Consider the following 20,576-nt stretch of genomic DNA (forward strand, 5'->3'; position numbering starts at 1 on the left):
TGCGGCGTTCGGGGCCGGAATGGAAAACGCCCGCGACACATGTGTCACGGGCGTTCTCTGTCACGAGTAGCAACAGCTTAGTTGGTGTAACCGCCGACCAAGGTCGTGGTCGAGTTGCGGTTGACCGCCCAGCAGGTTTCCGACGACTGCATGCAGGTCGGACGTTCCTTGCCGTAGGAGGTCGTCGAAATCCGGGACGGATCCACACCTTGGCTGATCAGATAGGTCCGGGCTGCATTCGCGCGACGGGCGCCGAGAGCCAGATTGTATTCACGCGTGCCGCGTTCATCACAATTGCCGGCAACAAGGATGCGAGCGCTCGGATAGGAAGCCAGCCAGGCGGCCTGACGGCGAAGCGTCGCGCGGGCTTCGTCGGACAGGTCGCTGCGATCCAGACCGAAGAAGACCCGATCACCCGCGGCTTCCACGAAATGTGCGGTCGAACCGAGCTCGTAACCCGGGCCGGTATCGACCGGACCGGTATTGTCCGGCGCTGCGATCGGGTCCGGATCGCGCATCGGCGCCGTGTCGTCGACCGGAGGGGTCGAAGCACAAGCGGTCGCGAATGCCCCCAGCGCCGCAATGGCAAAAATCTTTATTTTCATAATGTTACACCCTCATCCAGCCCAAGCATCGAAGCCTGTGGCTTACTCCCAATCACGTAGCACGTGATCTTGTACCGATGGCGACCCCCCCAATGGCGCCGCATACCGGACGAAACGTTACGCAGAAATCGTCTACTCAATCAAGGGCGACCATGCCGGGTCGGACGCCATACCGCCCGTCGCTAGCCGCCGCAGATTGAAGCCTGCCAGATCAATGCTCCAGATTTCATAGCGCGTGCCATTGCTGCGCTGTTCTCCACGCGTAAAAAGCAGGACGCGGCCATTGGGCGACCAGGCCGGCGTGTCAACGAAATAGCCTTCGAAAAGGATACGTTCGATGCCGGACCCGTCCGCCCTGACGACGCCCAGCAGGAATTGGCCGCCCACTTGTTTGGTAAAGGCAATCAGGTCGCCACGCGGCGACCAGACCGGCGTCGTATAGCGCCCGGAGCCAAAGGTAATGCGCTGCACATCGCTGCCATCGCGATTCATGACATAGAGCTGTGAGCCGCCGCCACGTGCCGACGAGAAGACAATACGCCCACCATCCGGCGAAAAGGACGGCTCCACATCATCGGCCGGATGCTGGGTCAAGCGCTGCAGATTCCGAGTCTGCAGATCGAACAGGTGGATGTCGTGCCCCGACCGGGTTTCGATCGACACCGCCAACTCGGACCCGTCCGGTGAAAAGCGCGCGGACAGGCTCTGGCCGTCCAGGTCGACCTGGCTTGCGGCACCGGCACCGCCGGACGCGAAGAGTGCTTCCTGGCGCCCAGTTTCTAGATTGTAGAGATAGGTCGTGGCCTGGCCGTCGAGGAAAGATACATAGGTGATTTCCTGGGCACTCGGCGAATAGTTTGGCAACAGCGCCATATAGGAGCGATCGGTAAGGAAAGACGGGTTGGCGCCGTCCTGGTCCATCCAAGCCAACTGGCGGATGGGCTCGCCGTCAATTCCGCGGCCTTCAGACACATAAACAATGCGCGTGTTGAAATAGCCGGTCTCGCCGGTGAGGCGCTCATAGACGGCATCAGCGAGGCGATGCGCCACGCGACGCCAGTTTTCCGGGGCAGTACGATATTGCAGCCCGAGAAGCTGCTCTTCCAGGCGCGTATCCCAAAGGCGGAAGCCGACAACGAGGCGGCCATCCTCCTGGATGGTGACACTGCCAACCAGAAGCGCATCGGCATTGATCACTCGCCAGTCGGAAAAACGTGGGCGCAGGTCAATATTGGTGATGTCCTCGATGAAAGCATCCTGATCGACCGGCGCAAAAAGACCGGAACTGGCCAGGTCATTGGCGACCACGCGGGTGATGTCGGCACCGCGCCGCAAGGCCTCGTCCGAGGCCCCCACGAAGTCCGGCACGGCGATCGGCATGGGGTCCAGATTGCCCTGGGTCACGTCGACCCGCAGGGGTTCCTGGGCGTCGGAGGCGGCGGACCAGCCAATCAAGGCAAAGAGCGCAGCAAACAGGACAAGAATTCGGGTCATGGGACAGGGTCTCCGGGACGAATGTGGCTAGCCACCGTATAAGGACGGCGAGAAATTGACCTCAATTTGACGCCATTGAGAATAAGCTTCTGGCGGGAGCGGATAGGGCTGGCACTGAACGGCGGCGCGCAGAGCTCGCTCGCCAGCCACGCGCAAGTACGGGTTCGGTGAGTTGAGAATGCGAGCCTGGTCGGAAAGGCGCGGTGGGCCGGTAAGTTCACCGCTGCGGTCCAGGGTCAGTACCAGTTGAACGGCCAGCTCATCGGGCTCGGGGGCATCCAGCGAGGCGCGCCAGCAGCGTGACAGGTGCGAACGCAACATGACCTGCAGGGTGGCCGTCATCTCTTCGCCATTGCCGACCGCCGCGCGGCGCGCACCCTCATCCGCCGCCTGCGAGTCACGCGTCTCGGCAACGCTGCGGGACAGATCACCCAGCATGTCGTTTAGTGACGGCTCGGCGGGCTGCGGGTCGGGGCGGCGCTCGGGACGCGGAGCGGGGTCTGGTGCCACAGGTTCCGGCTCAGGCTCGGGCGCCTCCGCAACCGGTTCCGGGTCGGGCGCGGCCGGCGTCTCGGGCTCGGCATCGATGATTTCTGGCTCGGTTTCGACCGGTTCCGGCTCGGGAGCTGGCGCTCCTTCTGGTTCGGCAATGACGTCGTCGATCGTCTCTTCCGGCGCCGCTTCCTCGACCGGCTCGGGGTCTGGCCGGGCGGCACGGACATTTGTGGTGTCTGCGAGCGTCACCAGCTCGATCGGCACAATCGGCGCGCTCTCCAGCATGGAAGACACGCGGGGCAGATAGATCAACCCGCCCGCAATAATGCCGGCATGCACGAAAAGGGAGAGAACGAGACCACGCACCAGTTTGCCGCCACTACCGCTCGACCGGGTCCGTCACCAGGCCCAGATTGGAGAAGCCCGCCGCATTGATGTTCGCCATGACGCGCGCCACATCGCCGTAGGCGGCGCCGTCATCAGCGCGGATATAGATCCGCGCGTCGAAACCGGTGCCGGCAATGGCGCGCAGACGCGGAACGAGTTCCGCGATCTCGACCTCGGTCTCCTGCAGATAGATCATACCGTCCGCATTCACCGTCACCGTGAGCGGCTCCTCGCCAGCGGGAAGGTTGCGCGCCTCGGTCTCGGGCAGATTGACCGGCACACCCACCGTTAGCAGAGGCGCGGTGATCATGAACACGATCAGCAGGACCAGCATCACATCCACGAAAGGCGTGACATTGATCTCGGCCTTCGGCTTCCAGCGGGCGCGGCCGCGACGGGAACCGCCACTATCGAGCGATACAGCCATCGGACTACAGCCCGTCCCGGTCGGCCAGCGCCGAGAGCTCGTCCACGAAACCGTCGAGGCGCGAGCCATATTTGGCAAGATTGGCAGACAAGGCGTTGAAGAAGATCACGGCGGGGATGGCGGCTAGCAGGCCCAGCGCGGTGGCGAACAGCGCCTCGGCAATACCCGGAGCGACGACGGCCAGATTGGTGTCTTGCGAGGCCGCGATGGAGCGGAAGGCATTCATGATGCCCCAAACTGTCCCGAACAGGCCAACGAAGGGTGCGGCAGACGCGATGGTGGCGAGAATGCCCAGCCCGCCTTCCGAGCTGGTCATTTGCCGCCCGGCTTCGGCGCCCGCAGCCTTGGAGACGCGGCCACCGGCATTGTCACCCTTCCATTCACGCAGACCCGCTGCGAAGACACGGGAGAAGGGCTCACGCGGGTTCTTCGCAAATTGGTCGGCCAGCGCGTCGATCGACCGACCGGCCCAGAATTCGCGCTCGAACAGCTTGGCCTTGGCATGCAGGCCCCGCAATTGCAGCGCCTTGTCGATGGCGATCGCCCAAGACCAGACCGACATGAAGGCCAGAATACCCATCACGCCCTTCACCACCCAGTCGGCGCGCATGAACAATGAATAGAAGGAGAACCCCTCCACCACTTGCGCGACCTCGACGATAGAAGACTCCATAACGCTCACCCTTGCGCTTCGACCCGATGTCCGCACCGGCTCGATACCGTGTTCCACAATCCGTCCAGCGCGATGCAGACTCCATGCCTGCAACGACGCACTCCGCCCGTAACGGATCCTTGCCTACCGAATACGGCAAATTTCAGGAGGTGATAACCGCAAATACTGCGCGATCACGCATCGTCATTGTGCGCGACCGAGTGTGGCGCGACTTCCTCGACCACATCCCAATGCTCGACGATCCGCCCTGCTTCCAGGCGCAGGAGATCACAAGCCCGATAAGTCGCGCCGTCCATGTCGAAGCAGGAGAAGACGGCGACATAGGCGCCTTCCCCAACGACATCATCGACGCCATGATACGTCAGATTCGGTCGCGGGCTGCGACGTGCGACGAGTGCATCATAGCCTTCTGCACGGCAGCTGGAACCGGCCGAATGAGACACGAAACGGCCACGGTCGATAAAGGCGTCACGATGCTGCGTACCGCCCCCCTGAACGACCATTTTGATAAATGCGCGCACCTGCGCCTTGTTAAGCGACGCCTCGTCCTCCAGGCGCGGGTCCGGCTCGGCGGCTGCTGAAGCAGCACTGTAGGTTCCGCTTGGCGAGAACCGCGCCGACACCTGGCGCCTGACGGACATCAAACCGGCTGCATCGCGGCGAACCAGGCTCATCGTCACCCAGACATCGCCGCCGTCCGCCGTTTCATGCACGGAATGCATGAAAACGTCTGCTCCGTCCTGAAGCACGCGAGCGACGCTGAATCCGAAATTGGGAGGCGGATCCGGCTGCTGCGAAGGTCCGGCTCCTGATAGTCCGCTTGCCGACCGTCCAGGCGTTTTGAAATAATCTGCCAAACACTCCCCCTGTTCTTTCAGGGGTACCGACCCGTCACATTACACGCAAGTTATCTTCGACCTTGATGCCAAAAATGTATGCAAATGCGAATTATTCCGAGGCAATAGGCAAGACGAAATCGCGCCACTGCTTTTGCATCCATTCAGGCGGCCGCTTCGCTCGCCCCGCACCGTCAATACACACGGCCTGAACCGATGCGGTTGCGATCACCTCACCCTCGCGAGTCAATGCCTGCTCCATCATGAGGCGGGCACCCATCTGTGGCTTGAAACGGGTTTCGACAATCAGCACATCATCGACCCGCGCCGCGCGGATGAATTCGATCCCCATGCGACGCACAGCAAAGGCAAGAGACGGCTCCATGGCCGCCAGTTCGGAATGGTGAATGCCGCAGGCACGCAGGCTTTCAGTGCGACCCCTCTCGAAGAAGTGGAGGTAGCGCGCGTGATAGACAACACCGGAGAAGTCGGTGTCTTCGTAATAGACACGGACCGGAAGCCGGTGCGCCTTGTCGGAACCGAATTGACCGCTGGCCGGTTGAAGAAGCTTGCTCATTTGCCGAACAAGCCTCCCGGGTTGCCATTGCCGACCTGGGGCGGCGTCAGTCCGAGATGATCCCACGCACGGGCAGCAGCGAGGCGACCGCGCGGAGTCCGCTGGATGAAACCCTGCTGGATAAGAAAGGGCTCGACCACGTCCTCCAGGGCGTCACGGGCTTCGGCGAGCGCGGCTGCCAGGGTTTCGACACCGACCGGACCACCACCAAAACTCTCGATCAAGGCCTTGAGGTAACGCCGGTCGAGACTGTCCAGTCCGATCTCATCCACTTCAAGGCGCTTGAGCGCGCGATCCGCGACGGCATCGGTAATTTGCTGCGCATCTTCCGCCTCGGCGAAATCCCGAACCCGACGCAGGAGACGACCAGCGACCCGCGGCGTGCCGCGCGCCCGTCGCGCGATTTCACGCGCGCCGTCCGGTGTGGCTTCAATCCCGAGCTTCGCCGCCGCGCGGGTAACGATGAAGCCCAGCTCGGCCTCATCATAAAATTCGAGTCGCACCGGGACGCCGAAGCGATCTCGCAACGGCGTCGCCAGCAAGCCGGCGCGAGTCGTCGCGCCGACAAGAGTAAAGGGGGGCAATTCGATCCGGACTGTCCGGGCGGACGGCCCCTCGCCAATCACCAGGTCGAGGCAGTAATCCTCCATGGCTGGATAAAGGATCTCCTCAACTGCCGGCGCAAGTCGGTGAATTTCGTCGATGAAGAGCACATCGCGCGGTTCGAGATTGGTCAGGATGGCCGCCAGGTCGCCGGCCTTGGCAATCACCGGGCCGGACGTCGCCCGAAAGCCGACACCCATTTCCCGCGCCACGATCTGGGCCAGCGTTGTCTTGCCTAGCCCGGGCGGGCCGGACAACAGAACATGATCGAGTGCCTCCTCACGGCGACGCGCCGCCTCAACAAAGACTTTGAGATTGGCGATGGCAGCCTTCTGTCCGACAAAATCGGCGAAGGAGAGCGGGCGCAAGGCCCGATCGCGGCCGTCACTGGGTTGCATGTCTTGGTCAACAAGGCGGTCTTCGCCGGGCGGGTCGAGGGCGTCAGTCATGATCGGCGGGATTTATCGTGATCCGCGCACCCGCGTCCATCCGGACACAGGTGACACGTCGAAACGAACGCTCGAACGGATAAGAAATCATGGCGCTAGCTCCTTCAGGGACAGGCGAATGACATCGCCTAGCGCCGCTTCATCGCCCAGGTCTCGCAGGGTCGTGGCAACGGCCTGCCGGGCCGCGCTTTCGTTATAGCCCAGATTAATCAGGGCGGAGACGGCATCGTCACGCGCAGCGCTATCGCCGCCGCGCACGACCGGGCTCGCCGGCATTGCCTCGCCGGTAGCGCCGTGGACAGGCAAGCCGATCAAGAAACTACGGCCGCTTGGCGGGGCCTTGTCCTTGAGCTCGGTCGCGATCCGGGTCGCCAGCTTTGGACCAACCCCCTTTGCCCGGGCGAAGGTGGCCTTGTCTCCCAGGGCGGCTGCGTTGGCGATTTCGCTGACCGGAACCGTATCGAGTATGGCGAAGGCCGCTTTCGCACCGACACCCTGGATGTTTTGCAAATGAACAAACCAGGCGCGTTCAATATCATCGATGAAGCCGAACAGCTTGAAAGCGTCTTCGCGAACATACGTTTCAATCTGCAAGACGATGTCCTGACCCGGCTCGAGCCGCGCCAGCGTTCGAGCGCCTGCGCCGACCAGATAGCCGACGCCGTTGACCTCAAGCACCAACTCATCCGCTCCGAGCGCTTCGACCCGCCCCTTCAGCATTCCGATCATGCGGCACTCCCGATACGCGATGCCCGTCTGTGATGGGCATGACAGATAGCGACCGCAAGCGCATCGGCAGCGTCGGCCGTCGCCTTTGTTCCTGGCAGGAGGATACCGACCATGGCAGCGACCTGAACCTTGTCGGCCGCTCCGGTTCCTACTACGGATTTCTTGACCAGGCGCGCCGCGTACTCGGCAACCGGCAAGCCCGCCTGCGCCGGAGCTAGCAACGCCGCCGCCCGGGCATGACCCAGTTTGAGCGCAGAGGAAGCATTGGCGGCCATGAAGGCCTCCTCGATCGCCGCTTCGTCCGGCTGGTACGACTCCACAAGCGCGTTCACCCCCGTAAAAATATGCGACAGCCGCTCACTCAGGGGTGCGCTCGTGGCCGGCGTGATGACGCCATGGGCGATAGCGCGGAGGCTCGAGCCTTCGACGGTCACTACGCCCCAGCCCATTCGACGGAGGCCGGGGTCAATTCCCAGTATTCGCACGGATAACGCCATTCGCCCCTCCCGGATGCGTCTACCTAACACCAGCCTAGGCGACGGAACAAGACGAGAACGACGCCCCGTACCCACTTCAGCTCATGACACTCTCGCCTTGCGAATAGCTCTCATCCGCGATCTGAGCGCAGTGCAAACAATTCTCATGCGCACTTTTCTTGCAATTCATTATCGAGAATACTTCTATACACCTGAATTAATGAGATTTATTTTCTTGAACTTTCAATTGCCCAGGCCCCGAGCTCTGCTTAGACTTTCAACGAAATCAAGTGGAACGCGTTCTGCGGTCCGAATTTTGACACTGGGGAATTTAAGTCATGGCCAAAAAAGGCAAGATCAGTCGCCGCTCCTTCCTGACCCGCGTTGCGGGCGGAACCGTCGCAACAGGCGCCATTGCAACCGTTGCCGGCGCTGCCGTCGTACAACGCTATGCGGACGCGGATCCGGTTGACGGCGTCGCCCGTACCGGCATCACTGATGTCGACCCGAATGACTATGCCAACCACGGCTCCAGCCGCACCGGTCGCACAGACAGCGACAGCGGCGCCTGCGCCGACCAGGCCGGCTATGGCCGCGGCAATACCGGCTACACCGACAGTGACAGCTCCGGCTGTACGGATCCGGGTGGTCGCGGTCGCGGACCGAGCCTTTAAGACACTTCACGACGGCGCCCACGGGCGCCGTCGTTTTATCTCAATCGTGAGGGACAGGGGGTAATTCTTGGGGGATTGCCCGACACGACAACGAGGTAGTTAAATGGCCAAGAAGGGCAAACTCAGCCGCCGCTCATTTTTGACCCGCGTCGCTGGAACCGCCATTGCCACGGGCGCAGCCGGAACGATTACGGGCGCCTCCATTGCCCAGAACCATACCGGTCGCACCGATTCCGACAGCGGTAGTTACGCCGACCGCGCCGGTTACGGACGCACAGGCGCCACCGACGCGGACTCCGGTCGCAATGCCGACCGTGCCGGTTACGGACGCGGCAGCTCCGGCGTGACGGACAGCGACACCGGTACTTATGCTGACCCGGTCGGAAATGGCCGCGGTCGTTCGGGGATCACAGACAGCGACTCGGGATCCTATGCGGACCCGGCCGGAAATGGGCGCGGGCGTCGAAGCTCTGGTATCACTGACAGTGATACGGGCGCCTATGCTGACCCGGTTGGCAACGGTCGCGGTCGCTCCGGAATTACCGACAGCGACTCCGGTGCCTATGCTGATCCGGCTGGAAATGGACGCGGACGTCGATCCTGCACCGACAGCGACACAGGCGCCTATGCAGATCCCGTCGGCCGCGGCGATCGCTGCCGCTGAGTTTTGGCCCGGTCGGCCGACACCGTCGGTACCGACCCCGCCTATGGAGGCTTGAATGGCCAAACGAGGACAACTCTCCCGCCGCTCTTTCCTGACTCGCGTTGCCGGGGCCGCTGTCGTAACCGGCGCCGCGGGAACCGTGGCGGGCTGCGCAACAACTGGCTACACCGACACTGACACAGGGCGCTATGCCGACCCCGCTGGCGCTGGTCGCGGTGGTTACGGCACGACCGGGGTCACCGACAGTGATACCGGTCGTTATGCCGATCCGGTTGGCAACGGTCGCGGCGGCGGCATCACCGATGCCGATTCCGGTCGCTATGCTGACCCGGTTGGCGGCGGTCGAGGTGGCGGCGTCACGGATTCCGATACCGGCAACTATGCCGACCCGGCAGGGCGCGGCCGAGGCAGTTCCGGCATCACTGACAGCGATACTGGCAGCTATGCCGATCCCGTCGGTCGCGGTCGCGGCGGCGGTGGGCGCGGTGTGACTGACAGTGACAGCGGACGCTATGCCGACCCGGTGGGCGGCGGCCGTGGCGGTCGCTCCTGCACCGACAGCGATACCGGCACTTATGCTGACCCGGTCGGCGGAGGCCGGCGCTGCTGACCTGAAGTCAGTCCCGATCAACCCCCGTGCTGCAGCGCGGGGGTTTTTCATGTGTGGCCAAAGCGCGACCATCCGCGCAGGCGACATCGCGAAAGCAACTCGCTAACCTTTTCAAGCACTCAAAGGGGGAGACACACCACATGACCGCACCGCTATGGCTGACCGATCCGTTTCGCGCCATGATCGACCCGATCGATCGCGACGCCTTTTTCCGTGACTATCACGAGAAAAAGCCGCTGATCGTCCACCGTGAGGATCCAGGGCGTTATGCCGGTCTGCTCTCCATCGCCCGCATCGATGACATCATATCCAGCATTGACCTGCGTGAAGGGTCCCTGGACATGGCCCGGTCGGAACCGCCGGTCAGTCGTGAGGATTACATGTTTGACACCGGTTATGTCGACCGGGGCGGCGTCGCCAACCAGTACCGGAAGGGCGCAACAGTCATCCTGCCGCAATTACACATGACAGATGCCGTTCTGGGCGAATTCTGCCGGGCCGTGGAATCCATTCTGAGCTGTCACGTCCAGACCAATATTTATCTCACGCCTCCCGACAATCAGGGCTTCAACACCCATTATGATGACCATGACGTCTTCGTGCTTCAGATCGAGGGCGAGAAGCTCTGGCGCTTTTATGAAACCCCGGTCGAAAACCCCTATCGCGGCGAAGGCTTCCGTCCAGACGCCCATCAAGCCGGCGACCCGGTCGCGGAATTCGTGCTCAAGGCAGGCGAGTGCATCTATGTCCCGCGCGGCCTGATGCATGACGCGCAGACCCACGGTGATACGGCCTCACTGCACATCACGCTGGGTCTGATCGTGAAGACATGGGCCGACTTGATGCTGGAAGCCGTGTCGGAAGTGGCACTGCGCACGCCAGCCATGCGGCGCTCGCTTCCGCCCGGCTTTGCGCATCCAGAATATGATCGCGGCCAGGCGGCGGAACAATTCAGAGCGCTGACTGATACGCTGGCCCAGGAGATGAGCCTGGACGGGGCGATGGACTTCTTTGTCGACAGCTTTATCCGCTCTCGGGTACCTAATACCCGGGGTACGATTAGCGGCTACACCGCCCCGGCACGGCCCGGGCAGGCCTTCCGCCTCCGCCCGTTCGTTCCGTGGCGCTTCGCCGGCGATGGCGACGAGAATGTCATCATCACCGCTGGCGGCGAAGTTCGCTTCCCGGCCGAAGCCGAAGCTGGACTTCACAAGCTGCTTGATGGGGCCGAAGTCACAGCGGCAAGTTTCGAAGGTCAGGAAGAGGCTGCGGCAATTGAAACGCTGGGCAAGCTGCACGCTTACGGCCTGACACTTCCAGTCTGAATGACGCCCGGCTCCGGGCTTCAGGTTATAATTCAAAACCAGACGACACCTTGCACACGGTAAGGTTAAAATTCTACATGCGCCTCCCTGAAGCGGCCCGGAACATCCGGGCCGCATGCTTGTTTGCAGGTAGGTATGCAATACCGTTTCGCCGCCATGTTCGTGGGCACGCTGATCGTCTTCGCGACGCTCTGGCTGATGTGGCCGTCCCCGATCAACGCTGTGTATTGGGACGAGCCCGAACCGCCGACCCTGACCGGCGCGCTGGCCCCGCGCCCGGCACTCGACGACGCTCGCATTACCCAGCTGGGCACGGCTGGCACAGCTCGATCCTTTGTTGTTACAGAGGACGGCACCGTTTTTTACGGCACGTCCACGGGCGAGGTGCGCCGTCGACATTATAGCTCCGGCGCTGACGCCGTGCTCGCGAACTTCGGCAATGCGCCTGTTGCCGATATCGACTGGATCAACGAAACCCGGCTCGGCGTCACGACGCCCAATGGCCTCTATGCGGTAAGTACCGTTAACGGCGAATCTCAACGGATCAGTGCCGGGGTACCCGGCCATCCCTTCGGCTTCGCCCATGATCTGGCAGTCGCGCCGGATGGTCGGATTTACTTCACCGATTCATCAACACAGAACCACACCAGCGAACGTGGCCAGAATCATCACCTCGACATGCTGGAGAATCGGCCTCACGGCGCGCTCTATGTCTGGGATCCACGCACCTTCCGCACACGCCTGGCGGCCGATAGACTCTACTTCCCCAGCGGCATCGCGGTCGCGTCAGACTATCAGTCTGTCTATATCTCCGAGAGATTTCGATTCCGCATCCTGCGCCACTGGATCGAAGGTCCGCAGGCCGGCGACACCGAAGTCTTCGCGAGCAATCTTCCCGGATTTCCCGACGGGCTCGCAGCCGACGGGCAGGGGCGTCTTTTTATCGCCATGCCCGCGCGTCGCAGCCAGTCACTCCGCACGATCCGACGCAATCCCTGGCTGGCCCGAATCGTCGCCCGCTTGCCGGGGTGGTTGCAGCCGCCGACCAGCCGGTCCGACACCTTTATTGCCGTACTGGACGAAGCCAGTGGCGACGTCATCGCCACGCTGGACGAGACAGGCCAGCGGACATGCCAAGTGTCGAACCTGAACATTTCAAACAGCCAGGACCTGTGGTTTGGCTCGGCTGATTGCGGATATATGGCACAATTGCCGCAAGCCGCAGTTCAGGCCAGCCTTCACCATCCATCAACGACTGCCGCGTCCGGAAACGATTGAGTCCGGTCTAGCCGACTGTTCAGCCCAGCAGGGCTTCCGCACAGTCGACAATCCCGGCGGCCGTGATACCGAAATATTCGTAAAGCGCCTCGGCCGGTGCACTGGCCCCGAAACCGGTCATGCCCACGAAGCCACCCTTTCGCCCGATCACCTGGTCCCAGCCAAAGCGCAGCGCCGCTTCGCAGGCCACGATCGGCACGCCTGCGGGGAAGAGGCCGTCGAAATAATCTGCATCCTGCTCGAGCAGCAGGTCCAGGCAAGGCGCTGATACCACGCGGACAGAGCGGCCCTTGGCACGAAGCATCGTCGCGGCCTCAACCGCGAGGCTCAGTTCCGAGCCCGTGGCAACCAGCACGACATCCGGTGTGCCGGCACAATCAGAGAGAATGTAGCCCCCCCGCGACGACCGGTTCTCACTGCCGTCATCTTCACGCAAGAAGGGCAATTTCTGACGCGACAGGGCGAGCACGGACGGGCCGTCTACGCGGCGCAGCGCCAAATCCCAGGCCTCCGCCGTTTCCAGCGCGTCCGCGGGGCGGAACACGTGCATGTTCGGAATGGCGCGCAGCGACGCCAGTGTCTCGACGGGCTGGTGGGTCGGACCGTCTTCGCCCAGACCGATCGAATCGTGGGTCATCACGTAGACGACCGGCTGGTTCATGAGTGAGGACAGGCGCATCGACGGTCGGCAGTAATCAGCAAACACCAGAAAAGTCGCGACATGCGGGCGAAATCCGCCATGCAGCGCCATGCCGTTGGCACAGGCTGCCATGCCATGCTCACGCACGCCGAAATGAATGTACTGGCCCGCATAATCGCCTGCTTTCACAATGCCGACATCAGGGGTCTTGGTAAGATTGGAGCCTGCGAGGTCGGCCGACCCCCCCGCCAGGCTGGGCCAGTCGCCAATAATCGCAGCCAGGGTCTGACCAGAGGCCGCACGGCTGGCCAGAACCGGCTTGTCCGCAGCCACCTTGCGTCGCCAGGCTTCGAGCGCGGCCAGTTCGGTTTCGCCCGGTTCGCCGGAAATCTGCGCGACAAAATCATCCGCCTTGTCAGATCCGGCGAGGCGGTCCTGCCAAGCCTGATGCGCATCAGCCGAGCCGGTGGCGCGCCAGGCATTGAGGATCTCCTGCGGGAGCTCGAAGGGTGCAGCATCCCAGCCAAGCGCCGACCGCGTACCAGCGATCTCCTCATCACCGAGCGGAGCACCGTGACTGCCAGCAGTCCCGGCCTTGGTCGGAGCACCAAAACCGATGGTCGTACGGCAGGCGATCAGGACGGGCTTGTCAGACGAGCGGGCAGCCTGAAGCGCGGCATCAATGGCGGCGTGGTCATGACCGTCAATGCGCGAGACGGACCATCCAGCCGCGTCGAAGCGCTTGAGCACATCGGTGCTCTCGGACAAATCGGTCGGGCCATCGATGGAAATCTCATTGTCATCCCACAACACGCACAGGCGGTTGAGGCCGAGATGGCCGGCCAGCGAGATCGCCTCGTGAGAAATCCCTTCCTGCAGATCCCCATCCGAGGCAATCACCCATGTCCGATGGTCAACCAGATCATCGCCGAAACGGGCGTTCATCATCCGCTCGGCCAGCGCCATGCCGACAGACATTGAGATACCCTGTCCCAGCGGCCCGGTGGTCGCTTCAACGCCCGGGGTGTGACCATATTCCGGATGGCCGGCGGTCAGGCTGTCGAGCTGCCGGAAATCCTTTAGCTGGTCCATTGTGATGTCCTCGAACCCGGTCAGATGCAGGAGCGAGTAAAGGAGCATCGAACCGTGTCCGGCCGAAAGGACGAAGCGATCGCGGTCCGCCCAGGCCGGCGCGGCCGGATCGAATTTCATGTGCTTGGACCAGAGGACCGTGGCCACGTCGGCCATGCCCATCGGCATGCCAGGATGGCCCGAATTGGCCTTCTGGACCGCGTCCATGGACAGTGCCCGGATGGCATTGGCCATGTCAGACATCGAGACGGAGGTGGAAGGCGTGGTCATGTGAGGGTCTCCATGCACCGTGGCGCTGATCAGTCGGCAATCAGGCCGGTCCGGGCGAGTAGGGCTTTGGTCGAGGCGTCATAGCTTGAAATATCTCCGTCCAAAATCCCTTTGGTCAGCACTTTTCCCAGCTCCACTCCCCATTGATCAAACGGATTTATGTCGTAAATCACGCTTTCAACGAAAACCTTGTGCTCGTGCAAGGCGATAAGGGCGCCCAGTGTCTTTGGTGTCAGGTCGTCCAGCAACAGGGTCGATGAAGGGCGGCCGCCCGGCATCGACTTGTGCGCGGCCAGTTCGGGTTCGAGCGCCCGGTCGACCTTGCGACCGTCGAGCAAAGCGGCTCCCTGCGCCGCCATATTGGCTGCCAACGCCCGCTCACGCGCATCCGTACTGGCGAAATGCCGCCTGATACCGATGAAATCGACCGGCACGATATCGCCGCCCTGATGCAACCACTGGAAAAAGGAATGCTGGATTTCAGTCCCGTTGCCGCCCCAGACGAGTGCCCCGCCCGGCGTCGGGCCTGGCTTGCCGTCCACGGTCACGGACTTGCCAAGCGATTCCATCTCCAATTGCTGGAAATAGTCAGCGAGCTTGCCCAGGCGCGCCGAATAAGCCGCAACGCAGCGAGCCGGATACTCCAAGCCGATCCGGTTCCAGACATCGACCAGCCCCTTGAGCATCGGCATGTTTCGCTCCAGCGGGGCTGTCGCGAAATGCTCGTCCATGGCCCGAGCGCCGTCCCGAAAGGCTTCGAAGACGTCAGGACCCAGCCCGATTTCCAACGCCAATCCAACCGCGCTCCACACTGAATAGCGCCCGCCGACCCAGTCGGGGAAGTCAAAGACGAGGGCGGGATCAATTCCGAAGGCCTTGGCCTTGTCCGGTGCCGCGGAAGCGGCCGCGAAATGGGCGCCGGCACGGTCCGGTCCGACATGGCCAGCGAGCCAGTCCCGCGCGGCCTCGCCCGACATCAGCGTCTCCTGGGTGGAGAAGGATTTCGACGCGACGATGAACAGGATGGCGGCTGGATTTGCGCCGGCAACGGCGTGTTTCAAGTCACTGGGATCCAGGCTGGCCACAAAGCGAAGCTCGGGGCCATCCTCGGCATGGTCTGACAGCGCATCGGCGACCAGACGCGGACCGAGATCCGAACCGCCAATCCCGATATTGACGACGCGCTCGATCGTGACCCCGGACGGCGCGAAATCACCGGAGCGGACGCGCTCTGCGAACGCCCGGGTCTCCGCTTGCGTCCGCGTTACAAGAGCCGCGGCGTCGCTGCCCTCGAGGTGACCACACTGACGATAGGCCATGTGCAGGGCTGGGCGCCCTTCGGTAGCGTTCACAATCCCGCCCGAAAGAAGCATGTCACGCTTGCCTTCAAGCCCCCTCGCGCGGGCGCACTCGAACAGCGCCGCCAAAGCGTCCGGATCAAGCCTCTGCTTGGTCGCGTCAAATTCCAGGCCGGCCGCGCTCAGGGTCAACGCCTGAGACCGAATCTCACCGGCCTCGGCCAGGTCGCGAAGTGAAGAGCCGGCCAGGCGGTCGGCGTGGGCATTCAAAGCTGTGTCGGACACGGGGATTCCTGCAGTCGATATGGGAAGGAACAGCCTATTGGCAGGTACCGCGCTTCACAAGGCATTGCCGGTGGTTTTCCCGACATCTCCGATGATGCGGTGGGCGTCCTCGACAGCCCCCAGGAGATGATAGAGCGTGCTGGCCGGCATCCGATCGGCAACGCGCAATCCATCGGCATCAAAATGGTCGATCCAGCCACCGGGAATAGCCGGATCAAGATGCCATTTCAGCAATTGTCGGGCGGCCTCTTCGGACTCTTCGATCGCGCCCGCATAGCCAGCGCGCTGCCGAGCCAAGGTTGCCCGGAGCCATTCCGTTTGCACCCAGGTCCGCGATCCGGCCTCCACGGGCTTGCCCGAGGCGGAAATCACTTTCTGGGCAAAGCCTCGGTCGCTGTTGCGCCCATGCCGCATCGCATGATCATAGAGGACTTCGGACACGCCTGCCGGAATGTCTCCGCCAGCCTTGCAATAGTCCGCGAGCAACCACACCCATTCAAACTCATGGCCGGGTTCGACGAGCTTCCCGACCCTACCGTCAAGCGGTGCGAGCTCGTCGTCGAAGAATTCGCCGAGCCAGCCCTCCGATTGATTGAGAAAAGCCCGCAACAGAAGCTCGGCGATGTTATCGGCACGTTTGAGATAAGCCGGATCGCCCGTCACTTGATGCCAGGCAAGCAGGCTCTCGAAAAGGTGCATGTGGGGGTTCTGGCGTCGCGGCAATGCCACGCCGCCAATATTCTCGCGATATCCGCCAGACGACTCCGCAAAGCGCTCGTCCAGAAACCCCAGCACGTCTGTTGCGGCAGTCCGGAAATACTGATCACCGGTGAGCCGGTACATCCACGCCTGCGCGAGCAGGATAAAGGCGTGATCATACAGGTCCCGCAGCGGATCAGCGACCTCGCCGGAATCCGTCAGTCGGTGTACCCAACCGGGTTTACCATCCGGCGCGTGAGCGCGCCGCTCAAGGAGACCGTAGCCCTCCAGGGCCAAATCCCGACCATCGCACCACCCCTCCAGGTGGGCCCGGGCAAACACGAAGATCTGACGTGCCTGCGTCCGCACGCGCCGAATGTCGCCTGAGATGGGAAGGCCATCGAAGCTCAGAGATTCGAGAAATCCGCCTGATCGCCGATCCCACGCCCGCTCCTCCCAGAACGGGAGCGCGCGCGTCAGTCCCCAATCAACGAAGCGCGCCACACAGCTCATCACCGTCCCCTTGAGCGCTACCTGCGTCTAATCGCCGAGTTGGGCCATATCCTCGTCGGAAATGTCAAAATTGGCGTAAACATTCTGGACATCGTCGCAGTCTTCCAACGTTTCCATCATCTTCATGAGCGTGGCGACCTTGTCACCGGTCACTTCAATCAGATTCTGCGGCCGCCAGATCAGTTTCGCCGAGGACGGATCGTCGAATGTGGCCGTCAGATTGCCGACGACTTCCATCAGGTCTTCGCGCGCCGTGTAAATGACGTGCTCGCCCTCATTATCCTCGTCACCCTCTTCTGAACCGACATCCTCGGCCCCGGCCTCGATCGCCGCTTCCATCATCGCGTCTTCGTCGGCGGTCGACAGCGGATAGCGAATCTCGCCGACATTATCGAACATGAAGGCCACGGACCCGGTTTCCCCGAGATTGCCGCCATTCTTGGCAAAGGCGGTACGAACTTCCGCCGCGGCGCGATTCTTGTTGTCGGTCGACACCTCGACGATCACGCCGATTCCGGCCGGGCCGAAACCTTCGTAGCGGATATCTTCGTAGGCTTCGCCATCACCACCGGACGCCTTGTCGATAGCGCGCTGAATATTGTCCTTGGGCATCGACTGGCCCTTGGCGTTGGCAACGGCCAGACGCAAGCGCGGATTGGCATCCGGATCCGGCCCACCCAGCTTCGCGGCTATCGAGATTTCTTTCGACAGGCGCGAAAACAATTTGGAACGCAGCTTGTCCTGGCGCCCCTTGCGATGCTGAATATTGGCCCATTTGGAGTGTCCGGCCATGTTCGGGATCCCTCTTCCTGCGGATTCGAGGCGACTTCCTTACCGAGATTGACGCACAAACGCCACTCTCTGCGCCATATTCGCAGGCTTATCTCACAGCAGCTCGGAGCGGCCCTCTTCCTTAAGGGCATTCACGAGCTCCTTCACATCCTGCGTGCGGGAAACATCGCTCACCAAAACCGCGTCGCCTGTGACCACAACGACAACATTGTGCAGCCCCACGACACCGACACGCGGCCCCGACGACATGACGTAGGAATTGCGCGTGTCCACGAGATGCACATCGCCACGTTCGACATTGCCATCAGCCGTCTTGTCCTCGGCCACATCGAAAAGCGCCTGCCAGGCTCCAATATCGGACCATCCGATATCGGCGGGAATGACGACGGCCTTGTCCGTCTTCTCCATGACGGCATAGTCAAATGAGCTCGATGGACATTCAGCAAAGCTCTCGGCACACAAATTGACCTCATCCCCGATCGCATCCGCATGAGTGAGAGCCTTTTTGGCCGCCTCGGCGATCGGCGCGCAGAGTTGCTCCATTTCGCCGATGACTGCGCCGGAACCGAAAAGGAAAATTCCCGCATTCCAGAAAAAGCGGCCGGTATCGAGGAAGGATTGTGCGACCTCTCGGTTCGGCTTCTCGGTGAATCGTTTCACGCGAAAAGCGCCGCTCATTGCCTCGCCGCGCTCGATATATCCATAGCCCGTCTCCGGGCCGGTCGGTTTGATCCCGAATGTCGTGATCGCGCCTGATGACGCGGCGGATGCCGCAGTCTCGACCGCCTCATGAAAAGCCGGAACATCGCGAATATGGTGGTCAGCGGGCAGCAGTAATACCAACGCGTCGGGGCCATATTCGCGCGCCACCAGATGAGCGGCCACAGCCGCGACAGCTGCGGTATTGCGAGCGACAGGCTCGATCACGAAATGCGAAGTCGGGACGGACATGGCCTCAAGTTGAAGCCGCGCCAGCTCGTGCTGAACCTCATTCAGTACAATGATCGGCCGCTCGAACTGGAAATCCCTGCTGGTGCTCGAAACCCGAAGCGCGGTTTCCTGAACCATCGACAACTCGGTTACCAGTGCATGCAGCTGTTTCGGGTGAGCCGAGCGGGAGAGCGGCCACAAACGAGTCCCTGACCCACCTGACATGATGACTGGAACGACAACGCTCATCGCCTGCCCCTTCTCTTGCTCGACACGCAGACCGAGACATGGCCCGAATGACGTGGGAGTGGCAATGCCCTCAAGCGTTGGAAAGGTCGGAAAAACTGCGCTTGGTCAGTGCGTCGACGCGCCGACCCGCCGCTCAATCCGGGTTGCCGGCGGGAAATCACGGGCCGATAGGTAACTCAGCAGCTGCCCGAGGAGGTCGGCGCAATCAGTCTGGACGATCCGCACATACGCATCGCCATCAAGTCTGCTGGCCGTAAAAAGACACGCTGCGGCGGTTGCGGTCTCACCGTCTATGGACCGCAGGAAAGCACCGACATGCTGGTCGAATTCATGCGCGGCCTTGGCGTCCTCGAACCTGATTGTCTGCTTGAACACTATTTCCCCCATGTCCTCCCCGCTGCTGTTGCGCGAGGCGGGCGGCGCGTGACGCCCCCCGTCGCGACGATCGGCGCAGTTGGAAGACGCATCCATGCAGCTATCATGCCGCGAATTCGTCGCACCGTTCCTGGCACATAATCACACCAACGTTGGAGCTCACGCTAGCTTTACCCGAACGGGGATCAACCAGTTGCAGCGGCGAACCGGACTGTTTCCGCTGCGTCGCAGCAAATTTGTCACATTAGGCGGGCAGCCACTCGGCGAGCTGTCCGCCGAGCCGAATTGGCTCACATCGGATAGCCAGACCCGTCGCGTCATCGGTCTCAACATAGACGCCGCACAAAGTCGCCTCACCGGTCGCGGGCTCGAAACGGCCGGACCGCATACGCGTGGTGAAGCGGCGCAAGGGCTCTTCCTTGTCCATACCGATCACACTGTCATAGTCACCGCACATGCCGGCATCCGTCTGATAACCGGTACCGCCGGGAAGGACGCGGGCATCGGCTGTCGGCACATGCGTATGGGTTCCGACAACCAGGCTGGCGCGGCCGTCGCAGAACGCACCCATCGCCATTTTCTCGCTGGTCGCCTCGCCGTGGAAATCAACAATAGCGGCATCGGCGACCACGCCGAGCGGCGCCGCCGCCAGTTCACGCTCAACGGCCGAGAAGGGGTCGTCGAGCGTCTCCATGAAGAGATTGCCCATGACATTCATGACGAAGACGCGGCGACCATCAGGCAAGTCGTAGAGATTGGCACCGGCGCCTGGCGTCGATCCGACCGGATAATTGGCCGGGCGCAGGAGACGCGGTTCACGGTCGATGAAAGACAGGGTCTCGCGCTGATCCCAGGCATGATTACCCAGCGTCAACACATCCGCGCCCAGATCGAATAGCTGGTTGCAAATCTTCTCCGTCACCCCAAAGCCGGCGGCCGCATTCTCGGCATTGATGACGACGAAATCGAGCTGCAAGGCCTCACGAACACGCGGCAGGTGGTCCTCGACCGCCCGTCGCCCGGTCTTGCCGACAATATCTCCGAAAAAGGCCAGGCGCATGTGATCCACAACTCCGTCAGCGATCAGGCTGTCGGATATGGCGCATCACGGATGGAAAGTCCAAGTCATCA

22 protein-coding genes are annotated in these 20,576 nt (G+C 62.2%); 5 read left to right on the plus strand and 17 right to left on the minus strand.

All coding sequences use genetic code 11. The features are described 5' to 3' along the window. Positions 1-77 precede the first annotated feature (77 nt). The 10 genes from pal to ruvC all read right to left on the minus strand — a co-directional run bounded on the left by pal (position 78) and on the right by ruvC (position 7,772). Positions 78-605, minus strand: coding sequence for a peptidoglycan-associated lipoprotein Pal (gene pal / locus Q0X62_RS02930; RefSeq protein WP_297731416.1), 528 nt, complete (start codon positions 603-605; stop codon positions 78-80). Positions 606-737: 132 nt separating this feature from the next. After that, complete coding sequence (tolB, locus tag Q0X62_RS02935) at positions 738-2,099, minus strand: Tol-Pal system beta propeller repeat protein TolB (protein WP_297731417.1); 1,362 nt, start codon at positions 2,097-2,099, stop codon at positions 738-740. A gap of 27 nt (positions 2,100-2,126) precedes the next feature. After that, positions 2,127-2,960 (minus strand): hypothetical protein, encoded by an 834-nt coding sequence (locus Q0X62_RS02940; protein ID WP_297731419.1) that lies wholly within the window; start codon positions 2,958-2,960, stop codon positions 2,127-2,129. A 13-nt stretch (positions 2,961-2,973) separates the two neighbouring features. After that, complete coding sequence (locus Q0X62_RS02945; protein WP_297731421.1) at positions 2,974-3,408, minus strand: biopolymer transporter ExbD; 435 nt, start codon at positions 3,406-3,408, stop codon at positions 2,974-2,976. Positions 3,409-3,412: 4 nt separating this feature from the next. Continuing rightward, positions 3,413-4,081, minus strand: a complete 669-nt coding sequence (gene tolQ / locus Q0X62_RS02950; RefSeq protein ID WP_297731424.1) for a protein TolQ — start codon at positions 4,079-4,081, stop codon at positions 3,413-3,415. 173 nt (positions 4,082-4,254) lie between these two features. Next, positions 4,255-4,803: a hypothetical protein gene (locus tag Q0X62_RS02955; protein WP_297731426.1), complete on the minus strand. Its 549-nt coding sequence runs from the start codon at positions 4,801-4,803 to the stop codon at positions 4,255-4,257. A gap of 226 nt (positions 4,804-5,029) precedes the next feature. After that, entirely contained in the window at positions 5,030-5,494 is a 465-nt protein-coding gene (gene ybgC / locus Q0X62_RS02960) for a tol-pal system-associated acyl-CoA thioesterase (protein WP_297731427.1), read from the minus strand. Next, the gene (gene ruvB, locus Q0X62_RS02965; protein WP_297731429.1) at positions 5,491-6,546 is read right to left on the minus strand and encodes a Holliday junction branch migration DNA helicase RuvB; all 1,056 of its coding nucleotides are present in this window, start codon (positions 6,544-6,546) and stop codon (positions 5,491-5,493) included. The genes ybgC and ruvB overlap by 4 nt, the downstream gene beginning before the upstream one ends. An 87-nt stretch (positions 6,547-6,633) precedes the next feature. Next, positions 6,634-7,275, minus strand: a complete 642-nt coding sequence (gene ruvA, locus Q0X62_RS02970) for a Holliday junction branch migration protein RuvA (protein WP_297731431.1) — start codon at positions 7,273-7,275, stop codon at positions 6,634-6,636. Beyond that, the gene (gene ruvC / locus Q0X62_RS02975; RefSeq protein ID WP_297731434.1) at positions 7,272-7,772 is read right to left on the minus strand and encodes a crossover junction endodeoxyribonuclease RuvC; all 501 of its coding nucleotides are present in this window, start codon (positions 7,770-7,772) and stop codon (positions 7,272-7,274) included. The genes ruvA and ruvC overlap by 4 nt, the downstream gene beginning before the upstream one ends. 317 nt (positions 7,773-8,089) lie before the next feature. On the opposite strand from ruvC, the gene Q0X62_RS02980 reads away from it, so the two are divergent. From Q0X62_RS02980 to Q0X62_RS03000, 5 genes are all read left to right on the plus strand, one after another. Continuing rightward, positions 8,090-8,425, plus strand: a complete 336-nt coding sequence (locus tag Q0X62_RS02980; RefSeq protein WP_297731436.1) for a hypothetical protein — start codon at positions 8,090-8,092, stop codon at positions 8,423-8,425. A 103-nt stretch (positions 8,426-8,528) separates the two neighbouring features. After that, entirely contained in the window at positions 8,529-9,089 is a 561-nt protein-coding gene (locus tag Q0X62_RS02985; protein WP_297731438.1) for a hypothetical protein, read from the plus strand. Between the two features lie 55 nt (positions 9,090-9,144). Further along, on the plus strand, positions 9,145-9,699 hold the full coding sequence (locus tag Q0X62_RS02990; protein WP_297731440.1) for a hypothetical protein: 555 nt from the start codon (positions 9,145-9,147) through the stop codon (positions 9,697-9,699). 140 nt (positions 9,700-9,839) lie between these two features. Beyond that, entirely contained in the window at positions 9,840-11,024 is a 1,185-nt protein-coding gene (locus Q0X62_RS02995; protein WP_297731442.1) for a cupin domain-containing protein, read from the plus strand. A 135-nt stretch (positions 11,025-11,159) separates the two neighbouring features. Next, on the plus strand, positions 11,160-12,302 hold the full coding sequence (locus Q0X62_RS03000; RefSeq protein WP_297731445.1) for an SMP-30/gluconolactonase/LRE family protein: 1,143 nt from the start codon (positions 11,160-11,162) through the stop codon (positions 12,300-12,302). A gap of 19 nt (positions 12,303-12,321) precedes the next feature. Here the strand turns inward: Q0X62_RS03000 and tkt are convergent, their stop codons facing one another. The 7 genes from tkt to Q0X62_RS03035 form a co-directional block, all read right to left on the minus strand. Then, on the minus strand, positions 12,322-14,304 hold the full coding sequence (gene tkt / locus Q0X62_RS03005) for a transketolase (protein WP_297731448.1): 1,983 nt from the start codon (positions 14,302-14,304) through the stop codon (positions 12,322-12,324). A 29-nt stretch (positions 14,305-14,333) separates the two neighbouring features. Beyond that, a complete protein-coding gene (pgi, locus tag Q0X62_RS03010; RefSeq protein WP_297731450.1) occupies positions 14,334-15,887 on the minus strand; it encodes a glucose-6-phosphate isomerase in 1,554 nt (517 codons plus the stop codon). Positions 15,888-15,941: 54 nt separating this feature from the next. Then, positions 15,942-17,099 carry an AGE family epimerase/isomerase gene (locus Q0X62_RS03015; protein ID WP_297731452.1) on the minus strand — a complete coding sequence of 386 codons (1,158 nt, stop codon included), beginning with the start codon at positions 17,097-17,099 and terminating at the stop codon, positions 15,942-15,944. A gap of 27 nt (positions 17,100-17,126) precedes the next feature. Continuing rightward, complete coding sequence (locus Q0X62_RS03020; RefSeq protein WP_297731454.1) at positions 17,127-17,891, minus strand: YebC/PmpR family DNA-binding transcriptional regulator; 765 nt, start codon at positions 17,889-17,891, stop codon at positions 17,127-17,129. A 93-nt stretch (positions 17,892-17,984) separates the two neighbouring features. Then, the gene (locus Q0X62_RS03025; protein ID WP_297731456.1) at positions 17,985-19,070 is read right to left on the minus strand and encodes a mannose-1-phosphate guanylyltransferase/mannose-6-phosphate isomerase; all 1,086 of its coding nucleotides are present in this window, start codon (positions 19,068-19,070) and stop codon (positions 17,985-17,987) included. 105 nt (positions 19,071-19,175) lie between these two features. Then, positions 19,176-19,541, minus strand: a complete 366-nt coding sequence (locus Q0X62_RS03030; protein ID WP_297731458.1) for a hypothetical protein — start codon at positions 19,539-19,541, stop codon at positions 19,176-19,178. Between the two features lie 148 nt (positions 19,542-19,689). After that, the gene (locus Q0X62_RS03035; protein ID WP_297731460.1) at positions 19,690-20,505 is read right to left on the minus strand and encodes a TIGR00282 family metallophosphoesterase; all 816 of its coding nucleotides are present in this window, start codon (positions 20,503-20,505) and stop codon (positions 19,690-19,692) included. Between the last annotated feature and the right edge of the window lie 71 nt (positions 20,506-20,576).

This window comes from uncultured Maricaulis sp. (assembly GCF_947259345.1).
Taxonomy (GTDB): domain Bacteria; phylum Pseudomonadota; class Alphaproteobacteria; order Caulobacterales; family Maricaulaceae; genus Maricaulis.